Source organism: Pseudomonas fluorescens, assembly GCF_003732425.1.
GTDB classification, from domain to species: Bacteria; Pseudomonadota; Gammaproteobacteria; order Pseudomonadales; family Pseudomonadaceae; genus Aquipseudomonas; species Aquipseudomonas fluorescens_BE.
In genome coordinates, this window is the sequence record NZ_MOBX01000005.1 from 311,552 (window position 1) to 323,557 (window position 12,006).

Annotated in this window: 11 protein-coding genes; 2 read left to right on the forward strand and 9 right to left on the reverse strand. The window is 61.3% G+C overall.

Annotation, left to right across the window (positions count from 1 at the left end; translation table 11 throughout):
- Positions 1-43 precede the first annotated feature (43 nt).
- Positions 44-505 (reverse strand): aminoacyl-tRNA deacylase, encoded by a 462-nt coding sequence (locus BK670_RS09340; RefSeq protein ID WP_123449539.1) that lies wholly within the window; start codon positions 503-505, stop codon positions 44-46.
- 174 nt (positions 506-679) lie between these two features.
- Between BK670_RS09340 and BK670_RS09345 the strand changes: the two genes are divergently transcribed.
- Both BK670_RS09345 and BK670_RS09350 read left to right on the forward strand, forming a co-directional pair.
- On the forward strand, positions 680-1,210 hold the full coding sequence (locus BK670_RS09345) for an NfeD family protein (protein WP_185036749.1): 531 nt from the start codon (positions 680-682) through the stop codon (positions 1,208-1,210).
- Between the two features lie 2 nt (positions 1,211-1,212).
- A complete protein-coding gene (locus BK670_RS09350; RefSeq protein WP_007917711.1) occupies positions 1,213-1,971 on the forward strand; it encodes a slipin family protein in 759 nt (252 codons plus the stop codon).
- Between the two features lie 42 nt (positions 1,972-2,013).
- Here BK670_RS09350 and BK670_RS09355 read toward each other — a convergent pair whose 3' ends face one another.
- The 8 genes from BK670_RS09355 to BK670_RS09390 form a co-directional block, all read right to left on the reverse strand.
- Positions 2,014-3,594: a glycosyltransferase family 39 protein gene (locus tag BK670_RS09355; protein WP_123449541.1), complete on the reverse strand. Its 1,581-nt coding sequence runs from the start codon at positions 3,592-3,594 to the stop codon at positions 2,014-2,016.
- 94 nt (positions 3,595-3,688) lie between these two features.
- Positions 3,689-5,257 carry an efflux transporter outer membrane subunit gene (locus BK670_RS09360; protein WP_185036750.1) on the reverse strand — a complete coding sequence of 523 codons (1,569 nt, stop codon included), beginning with the start codon at positions 5,255-5,257 and terminating at the stop codon, positions 3,689-3,691.
- A complete protein-coding gene (locus BK670_RS09365; RefSeq protein WP_123449543.1) occupies positions 5,254-6,324 on the reverse strand; it encodes an HlyD family secretion protein in 1,071 nt (356 codons plus the stop codon). Before BK670_RS09365 ends, BK670_RS09360 begins: the two co-directional genes overlap by 4 nt.
- A gap of 26 nt (positions 6,325-6,350) precedes the next feature.
- Positions 6,351-7,889 (reverse strand): MFS transporter, encoded by a 1,539-nt coding sequence (locus BK670_RS09370; RefSeq protein ID WP_123449544.1) that lies wholly within the window; start codon positions 7,887-7,889, stop codon positions 6,351-6,353.
- Between the two features lie 191 nt (positions 7,890-8,080).
- Entirely contained in the window at positions 8,081-8,998 is a 918-nt protein-coding gene (locus tag BK670_RS09375) for a LysR family transcriptional regulator (RefSeq protein WP_123449545.1), read from the reverse strand.
- 201 nt (positions 8,999-9,199) lie between these two features.
- Entirely contained in the window at positions 9,200-10,066 is an 867-nt protein-coding gene (locus BK670_RS09380; protein WP_123449546.1) for an ABC transporter permease, read from the reverse strand.
- A gap of 20 nt (positions 10,067-10,086) precedes the next feature.
- On the reverse strand, positions 10,087-10,947 hold the full coding sequence (locus tag BK670_RS09385; protein ID WP_123449547.1) for an ABC transporter ATP-binding protein: 861 nt from the start codon (positions 10,945-10,947) through the stop codon (positions 10,087-10,089).
- Between the two features lie 22 nt (positions 10,948-10,969).
- Entirely contained in the window at positions 10,970-11,866 is an 897-nt protein-coding gene (locus BK670_RS09390; RefSeq protein WP_123449548.1) for a TauD/TfdA dioxygenase family protein, read from the reverse strand.
- Positions 11,867-12,006 lie beyond the last annotated feature (140 nt).

The window sequence follows — 12,006 nt, forward strand, 5'->3', positions numbered from 1 at the left end:
AGCGAGCCTGCTCGCGAAGGCGTCAGTGCCGGCGCCACAAAGCCTAATCACTCAACTCCCGAACCTCGGCATGCGGCACCATTTTCAGAAACTCGGGCATGCTCATGTGCAGCAGGTAGTTGTGGTTGCCCGCCTCCAGATAGATATCTTTCTGCCGCGTCAGCAACGGGTCGATAACCATGTCCAGGCCATAGGAATCACCCAGCGGCGGCACCGCGCCGCGTTCGCAGTCGTCGAAGATATGCGCCAGATTGCTTTCGCGGGTCAGTTGCCATTCACTGCTGGTGCGCACCTTGCTCAGGTCCAGATGACGGCTGGCCGGCAATACGGCCATCAGGTAATGGCCGTGGTGGTCGTCGAGAATGAGTGATTTGGCCACGCGCTCGGCGGGCACCCCGGCGACCCGTGCTGTTTCCAGGCTGCTGGACGAGTGTCGATGGGCGACGATGTCGTATTCGCAGTGCGCCCGATTCAGGCTGCTCTGCACCTTTTTAGCCATACGCATGATGCACCTCGGTGTTGCGCTGAACGGTGGTTGCCGTGTCTTTGAGTCTAGTTCGACGAGGGGTCGGCGCAGGGAATTCCGCTCACTGGACACATCCGCACATTGATCAACATTCAGCCAGTACCACCCTCAACTAGACTGTAAGAACCAGACATGACGCTCGCGGAGGGTCACGTGAACAGTCGATGTTGTGCGTTTGCCTTGCTCCTGCTGATCAGCGGCTCAGCCCTTGCCGCCGACAGCCCGTTACCGCCGATGAATCCGGCCGGGTTATGGCTGATTACATTGGGTATCGTCTTTCTGATCGCCGAAGCTGCGTTGCCCAACTACGGGGTGATCGGTCTGGGCGGGATCATTATGTTTGTGATCGGCGCGCTGATTCTGAGCAATGCCGAGCTGCCAGTGCCGATGATGATCGGCCTCGGTCTGATCAGCGCCCTGCTGTTGTTCGCGCTGCTGATCCGCGCCCTGAAAACCCGCCCGCGCCACGCCGTCAGTGGCGACGCCGGCCTGCTCGGCAGTGTGACCGCGATCACCACGGTGCAACCGGGCGATGCGCGTAACGGCTGGGTGCAACTGCAAGGGGAACGCTGGCAAGTGCTCAGCGCGACACCGCTGCACACCGGGCAATCGGTGCGCGTGGTGGCGCGCAAGGGATTGTTGCTGCAAGTGGCCGCGACTGACGCGGCGCCACTCGGAGAGTGATCATGGGTCTGCAAATCGGTTTCGTTGCGCTGCTGTTACTGGTCATAGCCCTCGCCGGCTCGACGTTTCGTATCCTGCGCGAATACGAGCGCGGCGTGGTGTTCCAGCTCGGCCGCTTTTGGCAGGTCAAAGGCCCCGGCCTGATCCTGCTGATCCCGGTGGTCCAGCAAATGGTCCGGGTCGACCTGCGAACCGTGGTTCTCGACGTACCGCCGCAGGACGTAATCACCCGCGACAACGTGTCGGTGAAGGTCAACGCCGTACTGTATTTCCGTGTGCTTGATCCGCAGAAGGCGATTATTCAGGTCGAGGATTATCTTTCCGCGACCAGCCAGTTGGCGCAAACCACCCTGCGCGCAGTGCTCGGCAAGCATGAACTGGATGAGCTGCTGGCCGAACGCGAACAGTTGAACATCGACATTCAGCAAGTACTCGACGCCCAGACCGATGCCTGGGGAATCAAGGTCGCCAACGTCGAGATCAAGCATGTCGACCTCAATGAATCGATGGTGCGGGCCATTGCCAAACAAGCCGAAGCCGAGCGCGAACGGCGGGCCAAGGTGATTCACGCCGAAGGCGAATTGCAGGCCTCGGAAAAACTCATGCAAGCGGCGGAAATGCTCGGTCGTCAGCCCGGGGCGATGCAGTTGCGTTATATGCAGACCTTGAGTTCGATTGCCGGGGACAAGAGTTCGACGATTGTCTTTCCATTGCCGATTGAATTGCTCAAGGGCATGGCAGATTTGTCGGGTAAATCCTGAAGGCACAAGATCGCAGCCAGCGGCAGCGCCTGGAAAGCGGCTTTAGCCAGGCGGTGGTTTGGGGGTGAACAGGCGTGCCTTGGCTCCGCCAGCATGGATTTCGGCGCCGGGCTGCCAGGTAACGGGCAGAGGTGAAAACTCTTCCGGACCGTCGAAGGTTCCGACCAGCCAGACTCGGCCATTGCCCGGCAATTCTGCGAGGCTGTCGAGATAGACCCCGCGGGTTACCAGTGTGCCGAATCCGTACTCATTCGGTCGTGTCGACTGGCCATCCGCTGTCGGCGGCGTAAAGAGCCGCACTTGTACACCGCTGCGGTCGTAATAGACGTAGCTCAAGTACCAGAGCATATCGCTGGTGATGATGCGATCGCCCGGCAGAAAATGCTGATTGACGTAATTCACCACGCGGTCGAACTGATCGGTGCTGTCAACGCTGGCGTTGTTGTTCACGCCGACCAGTTCCACACCAACCAGTGAAACCAACACCGCCAGTGCGAACACCCGTACGCGGCTGTACAGACGGTCAATGGCCAACGCCGCCAGCATCGGCAAACCCAAGGCGTACGCCGTCAGATAGCGCTCAATAAAGACCGGCGTGATAAATGACACTGCAAATACCAGCAGCAGCGGCAGTCCGGTGTACAGCGCCAACAGAATACTGCCGCGCGACACGCTGCGATCGCGCATCACCGCCACGGCCGCCAGTGCCAGCAATGCCAAGGGCAATGCCGCGAACGTCAGCAGCGGCAGTGTCTCGCCATCGTCCTGAATCAACCACGACCAGATCATCGACGGCAGCGAACTCAACGTGACGGCAGGCTCCCAGCCGACATCGCCACCGACCCTGAGCTGTTCAATGTGCTGCATCAAATCGAGCAAATTAGGCAGCCAAGGCAGGTACAGCACGACAATGGCCAGGTTCGCCAGCCACCAGTTCCAGCGCTGGATATGCCGGAATCGATAACCGCGTTGCACGCGGATCGCGAGCAGATAGAGCCAGTGACACAACGCCGCCAGCACGGCGAAGTAATGGGTGTAGAAGGCCGCACTCATCAACAACACGTAAGCCACGAGATAGCGGTTTCGCTGTGGGCGCCTGATCCAGTAGACCAGCGCCAGGCTCGCGGCGAGCAGCAGTCCCCCGAGCAGCGCGTACATGCGCACTTCCTGGCTGTAGCGCACCGCTGTCGGTAGCAGCGCCAGCAACAGGCCGGCGATGAATGCGGCACGGCGGGTGGCCAGGCGATCCACCAGCCAGATGCCCAACCCGACCGCCGCGAGGCCGGCCAGCGCACTCAGGCAGCGGATCGCCAGGATGCCGTCACCGAATAGCTCGATCCAGCCATGCAACAGCATGAAGTACAGCGGCGGGTGCACATCGAAGGCAGCGTGCTTCCAGATTTCGCTCAACGGATAACGCGCCAACAGCAGACTGGAGCCTTCGTCGCCCCAGATCGCCGCTGCCGTCAGATCATAAAAACGCACAAAGGCTTCGAGCGCCAGAATCGGCCAGAGCCAGTGTTGTTTGACCCAGCGAACCCAGCGCAAGCTGCTGAACCACGAACCGGGCGCGGCAAAGGGATCTTGCGTGTCGCCCACCGGCGTGACTCTGTTTGCCGCCATCGCTTCCTCTTGCCAAGCCGTAGCGTCAAGGAAGTATGACGCCCAAACCTGCCAATCACTGTAGGTCAGCCATGGCGTAACCGTCGATGCCGGCTTAGCGTTTAACGACGCCCGGTAAAGATGCCGTCGACTCTGTCGCCGGATACACCGACTCCCATCCCCCGCCCAACGCCTTGTACAAACCGACCATCGCCAGCGAAACGCCGGTTGAGCTCTCTACCCACTGCTCCTGCGTCGCCAGCAAAGCGCCTTGCACGGTGAGCACGGTGACGAAATCGACCACGCCTTCGACGTATTGCTGTTGTGCGGTGCGCAGGGCGATCTGATTCTGGCGCACAGCCTCGGCGAGGCTGTCGCGGCGGCGTTGGCTGGCGTTGTAGGCGGTCAGTTGATCGTCGATTTCATGCCAGGCGCGCAGCACGGTTTGCTGGTAGGTAACGGCAGCTTCCTGCTGTTGCGCTTCGCGCAGTTGCAGCATGCCGCGCAGGCGCCCGCCGTCGAACAGCGGCAGGCTGAATTGCGGACCGATGCCAAAGGCTCGTGAGCCCCAGGAGCCGAAATCGCTGAGCTGCATGGCTTGCGAGCCGAGGTTGCCGGACAGCGTGATACGCGGATAGAAATCGCCCTTGGCCACGCCGATATTGGCGGTGGCGGCGTGCAAGCGTGCTTCGGCCTGGCGGATGTCCGGACGGCGTTCGGCGAGTTGCGACGGCAGGCCGATGGCGACTTGCAGCGGCGACTGCGGTACGGCGGCGTCTGTGGATAACTCTGTTGCGAGGGCCTGTGGCGGTTCGCCCATCAACAGGCTGATCGCGTTGATCAGCTGCGACTGACGTTGTTCAAGTGCCGGCAGGCGCGATTCGATGGCAGCCACTTGCGCGGCAGCTTCGGCGACGTCGAGATCCGTCGCCACACCGTCGGCCAGACGCAGTTGCGAGAGCTTCAGGCTGTGCCGCGCGACGTCGAGGTTCTGTTCGGTGACGGCGCGGGTGTTCTGCACACCGCGCAGCTGAATGTAGTTTTGCGCGGTGTCGGCGAGCACCGCCAGCAGCACCCCGCGACGGTCGTTTTCAGCGACTTCGAGGTTGGCGTCGGCTGCCTCGGTTTCGCGGCGCACGCGGCCCCAGACATCCAGCTCCCATGAGGCCGAGAAACCAGCGTCCCACAGGTTGAACGCGGAATCGCCGTTATGCCCGGACGGATCGTTCAGACCTTCGCCGCTGTTGCGTTTACGCGCGTAACTGCCCGTGGCGGCAGTGTTCGGATAACGCTCAGCGGTGATCACCTGGCGCGCGGCGCGGCTTTGTTGCAGGCGACTGCTGGCCAGTTGCAGGTCGAGGTTACTCTTCACTGCACGTTGAGTGAGCGCGGAGAGTTGCGGGTCGTGGAAGACTTCCCACCAGCGTTCGTTCAGGGGTTCGCTGACGGCTTGGCTGGGTGCGGATTTGGCGGGTTTGCTCCAGTCGGCGATTTGCGTGGCTTGAGGCTTTTGGAAGTCTGGGCCGACGGTGCAGGCGGTGAGACTGACCGCAAGCAAGGCGCTCAAGGTAATTTGCTGCCATTGTCCTCTTCGCGAGCAGGCTCGCTCCCACATTCTGGAATGCGCTCTCCCTGTGGGAGCGAGCCTGCTCGCGAAGGCGTCGGTTCGATCAACACGGCTCATCGTTGAGTCACCTCTCGCACGGATGTCGCCGAGCTTTTGGTATCAATACTCGCCTCCACCGACATGCCCACACGCAACCGCTCGGTCAACGGCTGACCCGGCTCGAGCATGATCTTCACCGGAATGCGCTGCACCACCTTGGTGAAGTTACCGGTGGCGTTATCCGGTTTCACCGCCGCAAAGGTCACGCCTGTGGCTGGCGCAATACTTTCCACACGACCGCTCAAGGCTTCCCCACCAAGGCTGTCGACGCGCACCTGCACCTCTTGCCCCGGCTGCACGTCCGTCAGTTGCGTCTCCTGAAAATTCGCCACGACATACGCCTGCTGCAACGGCACCACCGCCAGTAGCTTGCTGCCCGGTGTCACGTAGGCGCCGACGCGCACGGCCCGCTCGCCGATCATGCCGTCCTGCGGTGCGGTGATGCGCGTGTAGGAGAGTTCGAAACTGGCGATCTCCAGTGCCGCTTGCGCATGTTTCAAACTGCCTTCGGCGGCATCTCGCTGGGCCGTAAGGATGTCGACTTGTTTGCGCTCGGCAGCCAGTTTCGCCGTGGCGGTGTCGAGGTGAGCCGTGGCCTGATCGATGCGAGTGCGCGCCTGTTGCGCGTTCTGTACGGTGCCGGCGCCTACGCCCGCCAAATGGTTGTAGCGATTCAATTCCTGCTGGGCGAAGGCCATTTCGGCCTTGGCCGACACCACTGAGGCCTGCGCCTGGGCAATCACCGAGGTCTGGCGCTCGAGCGTCGCCTTGGCGTTTTGCAACTGCGCCCGCGCCACCAGGGTTTGCGCGTCCGCCGCTTCGGCAGAAGCCCGTAAATCGCGGTCATCAATCAGCGCCAACAACTGCCCGGCTTTTACCTGCTGGTTATCTTCCACCAGCACTTCCTTGATGAAGCCGGCCACACGCGGCACCACCAGGGTGTAGTCGGCGGAGACAAACGCATCGTTGGTGTTTTGCTGAGTGCGTTTGCCAAACACACCGGGCATTGCCAGGTACACCAGCACGCCAACGGCCAGCGCGGCCGCCACGGCCACCGCGAGTTTTTGCTTTGCTTGAGTCGTCATAAAAACCTTCTGTTTCAGTACAGCGATCAGGTCGGCGCGCGCGGCGGATAGATCCGCGTCGGCAGCCAGAAAATCAGCAGGATCAACGCCAGTGCGACGCCGGCCATGCACACATAGAGATCGGAAGAGGTCAGCACCACGGCTTGCTCATGCAGACGATGGGCAAGGCCTGGATCGCTGCGATCGGCCAGCGGTGCATTGCCGAGACTGTCGACGAGCATGGTCGAGTGGAAATGCAGGCGCGCCGTGGTCAGCGCTTCGATCACGCCGGTGGCGATCACCGCCGACAGCCCTTTCACGGTGTTGAACCACGCCGACGCGAAGGGGCCGTCCAGCGGCGTGATGCTGCCGGTGGAGAGCATCAACAGCGGCAGCACCGCCATCGGCTGGCCGAAAATCTGCAGCCATTGGAGGACGTAGAAATCGTCGCGAATCCATTGCGAGGTCAGCTGCGATCCGCCCAGACAGGACAGCGCCAACATGCTCAAGCCAATCCCGAGCACCCAGCGGCAATCGACCCAGCGCAGGTTGCACAGCGCCGCCACCAGCGGCAGCGCAATCAACTGCGGCAGCGCGGCGATCAGCATGATCGGCGCGGTCTGCACCGGGCGATAACCCTGCACCTGCGCCAAATAACTCGACGGAATCAACACCACCGCCAACAGCACCACCAACACACCGGCCAGGGTCATCAAGGCGAAAGACAGGTTGCGGATGCCGAGCATCTGCAATTTGAAAAACGGAATCGGCTGCGACCATTCGTTGATCAGAAACGCCACCAGCAGCAGCGAACCGGCACCGAGCAAGCCGCAAATCAGACTGGATTCGAACCAGTCCAGGCGATTGCCTTGCAGCAAACCGATCACCAGCATGCAGATCGCCGGAAAACCCAGCAGCAGGCCTTTCCAGTTGAATGACTTGAGGCGTTCCAGCCGCAGCGGATCCTGCGGCAAGCCATACGCCACGGCGGCCATGGCGATCAGGCACGGCACAATGATTTGCCAGAATGTCCATTGCCAACCGACGTATTCGGTCCACAAACCGGCCAGCGGTGTGCCGAGACCCGGGCCGAAGGTGGCCGTCAGCGCATAACCGGCCAGGCCGTAGAGTTTGATATTGGCCGGCAAAAAACGCAGGGCAACGGTCATCAACATCGGCGGCAACGCGCCGCCGGCCAGACCTTGCAGGATGCGCATTAGCAAGAGACTTTCGTAGTTCGGCGCGAACGGGCACAGCACGCCAAGCAGCGTGAACAAACCAATCGCGCAGAGGGTGAAGCGGCGCAGCGAAAACGTCACCGAGCACCACGGCGCGAACGCCATGGCCGCGACCGAGGTGGCGGTGTAGCTGCTGACCAGCCAGGTGCCTTCGTCGTAGCCGATGTTCAACGCACCACGGATGTCGGCCAGGGCTACCTTGGTCACCATCTCGTTGAGGCCCGACACCAGCACCGCCAGCAGCACGCCGACCAGGCCGATGATGATCCGCGCCCCGAACACCGGTGGCGTGGCCGCCGTCGCCGGGCTGGCCGCAGCGAAGGGTGCCGCCGCCGTCAGGGATGTCATGAATACACGCTCCGGAGGGAAAAATACCGGAGCATCTTAGTAGGACTTGGCAATGACGAAAATTGACTTATTGGCAGCTTATAAGTGCGTCAGACACAATCATTAAAAGCAAAAGATCGCAGCCTTCGGCAGCTCCTACAGGGATATGCATTCCAATGCAGGAGCTGCCGAAGGCTGCGATCTTTTGATCTTCAAGGCTGGGCCGCCAGCCACGTTTCGTCGCAACAGGCCTTGAGGGTTTCGCGCAGCCAGCGATGCGCCGGATCCTTGTCGAAACGCGGGTGCCAGGCCTGGGTCAGCATCAGCGTCGGCAACGGGATTGGCAGGTCGAACGAACGCAGTTTCAACCCCAGGCGACGCACACTGAGCAACGCTTCCTTGGGCACTGGCAGAATCAGATCGGAATCCGGCAAGGCAAACATCGCCGCATGGAAACTCGGCGCGATCACCGCCACGCGACGCTCCAGCCCCAGCGCACTCAGCGCCGTATCGATGGGGCCGCGAGCGATGCCACGGCGCGACATGCTGATATGGGAAAACCCGGCGTAGCGTTCGGCGGTGATTTCGCCATCGAGTAGCGGATGGTCTTCACGCACCAGCCCCACAAAGTGGGTGGAAAACAGGTTTTGCACTTTGACTTCAGGGGTGACGGGGCGGGTGTTGCTGACACTCAGATCGATACGGCCCTCGCGCAGCGCTTCATCGTCGCCGTCTCCCTCCGGGACAAAGCGCAGTTCGCAATGAGGCGCCTGTTGGTCGAGGGTATCGAACAGTTTGCCGCCGTACACCCCGATGAAAAAGTCATTGGCGCGGATGCTGAAGCGACGACGTAACGTGCCCAGCTCCACGGTGTCGGCGGAACGGAACAACAGCGCGGCCTGCTCGACCACGTCACGCACCTGCTCACGTAGCTCCAGAGCTTTGGGCGTTGGTACCAGGCCCCGACCGGCACGCACGAGGATCGGATCGCCGATGGCTTCGCGGATTCGCGTCAACGTGCGGCTCATGGCCGCCGGGCTGAGGTTCATCCGCCGCGCCGCGCCGACCACACTGCCCTCGTCGAGCAAGGCGTCGAGGGCGACCAGCAAGTTCATGTCCGGGAGTTGCATGTTGAGCACTCTTGGTTGATCAGGGTTGATCTGGGCGCAATGCTAGCAAACATCCTTCAGCTTTGGCGGCGCCTTCAAAGACGCCTTCGCGAGCAGGCTCGCTCCCACAATGGACTTCTGTCGTTCATAAAACCTGTGCCCACAGGAGATCAAATGTGGGAGCGAGCCTGCTCGCGAAGGGGCCAGCAGCCACGCCAAAAACTACCGCTGCATACCCCAACGCTTAACCGTCACCCGCTCCAGCGTATCGAACACCAGATTCTCCACCAGCAACCCGATCAGAATCACCACCGCCAACCCGGCAAACACCTTGTCGGTGTACAGCTCATTGCGATTCTGAAAAATGTACCAACCCAGACCGCCCTTGCCACTGGTCGCACCAAACACCAGTTCCGCCGCGATCAAGGTGCGCCAGGCAAACGCCCAGCCAATCTTCAGCCCGGCCAGAATCGACGGCAGCGCTGCCGGAATCAAAATGAACAGCACCAGCCGCAGACCTTTCAAACCATAGTTGCGCCCGGCCATGCGCAGGGTTTCCGAAACGCCGAGAAATCCGGCATAAGTGTTCAACGCCAGTGCCCACAACACTGAATGCACCAGCACAAAAATCAGGCTGTTCTGCCCCAAGCCAAACCACAGCAACGCCAACGGCAACAGGGCAATCGCCGGCAGCGGATTGAACATCGAGGTCATCGTGCTCAGCAGATCGCGGCCCAATTGCGTCGACACCGCCAGCGTGGTCAGGGCAAACGCCAAAACGATGCCGATCAGATAACCCTTGATCAGCACCACCAGCGAAATCCATACCTTGGCCAATAACTCACCGCTGAGCAGGCCCTCGAACAGCGCCTGGCTGGTCTGCAGGAAACTCGGCAGCATCAAGTCGTTGTTCTGAATCCGCGCGACCACTTCCCACAGCACCGCCAACACAATCAGGATCAGGCTTTTACGCAGCCAGCCCTGTTGCCACAGCCGCGTGCCGAGGGATAACTCACGCTCGACCGGCACTGCGGTCAGCGGCTCCAGCACAATCTCGAATTCTTCACGCACAGATGATGATTGGCTCATCGGGTAGTCCTCCTGGCCGCTCAATAGGCGATGCGAATGTCGTTGAAGTCGTGGCCACGCTCGATTTGCGCCGGCTGACCTTCGTCGAACAGCAGCCGATGAATGCGCCGCGCCGATTCTTGAAACGCCACACCACCCAAGCTGTGCAAGTCGTATTGATGGCTGTGCACTTCGGCGCGCACCCGGCCCGGATGTGGCGACAGCAGCAGAATGCGATTGCCGACCACCAGCGCTTCTTCAATCGAGTGCGTGACAAACAACAAAGTGAAGCGCACCTCCTCCCAGAGCAGCAGCAATTCTTCCTGCATCTTGCGTCGGGTCAGGGCATCGAGCGCGGCGAACGGTTCGTCCATCAGCAGGATTTTCGGCTGCATTGCCAACGCCCGGGCAATCGCCACCCGTGCTTTCATACCGCCGGACAAGGTGTGCGGATAAGCATCGGCAAACGCCGCGAGGCCGACCTTTTCCAGATAGTGCAGCGCGCGCTCTTCAGCTTCTTTTTTCTTCAGCGTTCGCGAGGCCAGCAGGGGAAACATCACGTTCTGTTTGACGGTTTTCCACGGTGGCAGTTGATCGAATTCCTGAAACACCACAATCCGGTCCGGCCCCGGCGCGTCGACACGCTGGCCTTGCAGGCGGATCTCGCCTTCGCACGGTTGAATGAACCCGGCGACCGCTTTGAGCAACGTGGACTTGCCGCAACCGGACGGACCGAGCAGCACGTAGCGATCGGCCGGATCGATTTCAAAACTGACTTGGTGGGTGGCGCGCACCACACGTTGCGGCGTGCGGTACTCGAGACTGACGTGATCGACCGCCAGCAGCGCGTCGCTGTGGGCGATCGGGTTGCTGGCCGCGTGGCCTGGCAAGGGAGCGTTCATGATGTGATCAATCTCCGGCGAATCAGAAAGGCGCGTCGCCCTGAATGGTCGTGCGATACAGCTTGCGGCGCAGGTGCGCGGGGCAGCCGGCGGCGAGATGGATCAGCGAACGGTTGTCCCAGAACACCAGATCGTGGGGCTGCCACTGATGGCGGTAGATGTTCTGCGGCAGCACGCTGTGGGCGTACAGCTCGCTCAGCAATTGCTGGCTCTCGTCCTCCGGCAGACCGACGATGCGCGTGGTGAAACCTTCGCTGACGAACAGGGCTTTGCGGCCGTTTTCCGGGTGCGTACGCACCACCGGGTGCACCACTTCGGCAACTTGCGCCAGTTGCTCCGGGGTCAGGGTCGGGCGCCAGTTGCCTTCGAATTTGGTTTCGCTGTAGCGGGCGGTGTAGGAGTGCGCGGCCGATCGACCTTCAACAGCTTTGCGCAACGCCTCGGGCAAGTTGTCCCAGGCTTTGTGCATATCGGCGAACAACGTGTCGCCGCCCTCGGACGGCAACTCCTGGGCGTGAAGCATCGAGCCGAGGCTAGGCAGCTCTTTATAGGAGAGGTCGGAATGCCAGAACTTGCCGGCATCGCCGAGGCCGATGTTCTGGCCGTTTTCGACGATGTTGGAAACGATGAGGATTTCCGGATGATTGGCCAGCAGGAATTGCTTGAGCACATGGATCTGCAACACGCCGAAGCGGCGGCTGAAATCGATCTGTTGCTGCGGGGTGATCTGTTGGTCGCGGAACACCACGACGTGGTGATCCAGGTGCGCGCGATGAATGCGTGCAAAGTCCTGATCATTGATCGGCCGGCTGAGGTCGAGGCCGATGATCTCGGCGCCCACGGCACCACTGAACGGACGAATTTCGAAGGTTTGCGGCGCGGCGGTCGCGGCGCTTGGGGAAGCAGTAGCTGCGGACATCTTTCAATCTCCCACGCACGGCGCGCTCACGGGCGCGCTCGTCGATCAGACACTCACGCTGGATTGCGTGTTGGTTCAGGTCGTGCGGCGCGCCGATTGGTCGGCAGGTACGCAGGGAGATGACTTTATAGCTATAAGAA

Coding starts and splice junctions, on each gene's coding strand:
- BK670_RS09340 (WP_123449539.1), bottom strand. CDS start 505: ATGCGTATGGCTAAAAAGGTGCAGAGCAGCCTGAATCGGGCGCACTGC.
- BK670_RS09350 (WP_007917711.1), top strand. CDS start 1,213: ATGGGTCTGCAAATCGGTTTCGTTGCGCTGCTGTTACTGGTCATAGCC.
- BK670_RS09355 (WP_123449541.1), bottom strand. CDS start 3,594: ATGGCGGCAAACAGAGTCACGCCGGTGGGCGACACGCAAGATCCCTTT.
- BK670_RS09360 (WP_185036750.1), bottom strand. CDS start 5,257: ATGAGCCGTGTTGATCGAACCGACGCCTTCGCGAGCAGGCTCGCTCCC.
- BK670_RS09365 (WP_123449543.1), bottom strand. CDS start 6,324: ATGACGACTCAAGCAAAGCAAAAACTCGCGGTGGCCGTGGCGGCCGCG.
- BK670_RS09370 (WP_123449544.1), bottom strand. CDS start 7,889: ATGACATCCCTGACGGCGGCGGCACCCTTCGCTGCGGCCAGCCCGGCG.
- BK670_RS09375 (WP_123449545.1), bottom strand. CDS start 8,998: ATGCAACTCCCGGACATGAACTTGCTGGTCGCCCTCGACGCCTTGCTC.
- BK670_RS09380 (WP_123449546.1), bottom strand. CDS start 10,066: ATGAGCCAATCATCATCTGTGCGTGAAGAATTCGAGATTGTGCTGGAG.
- BK670_RS09385 (WP_123449547.1), bottom strand. CDS start 10,947: ATGAACGCTCCCTTGCCAGGCCACGCGGCCAGCAACCCGATCGCCCAC.
- BK670_RS09390 (WP_123449548.1), bottom strand. CDS start 11,866: ATGTCCGCAGCTACTGCTTCCCCAAGCGCCGCGACCGCCGCGCCGCAA.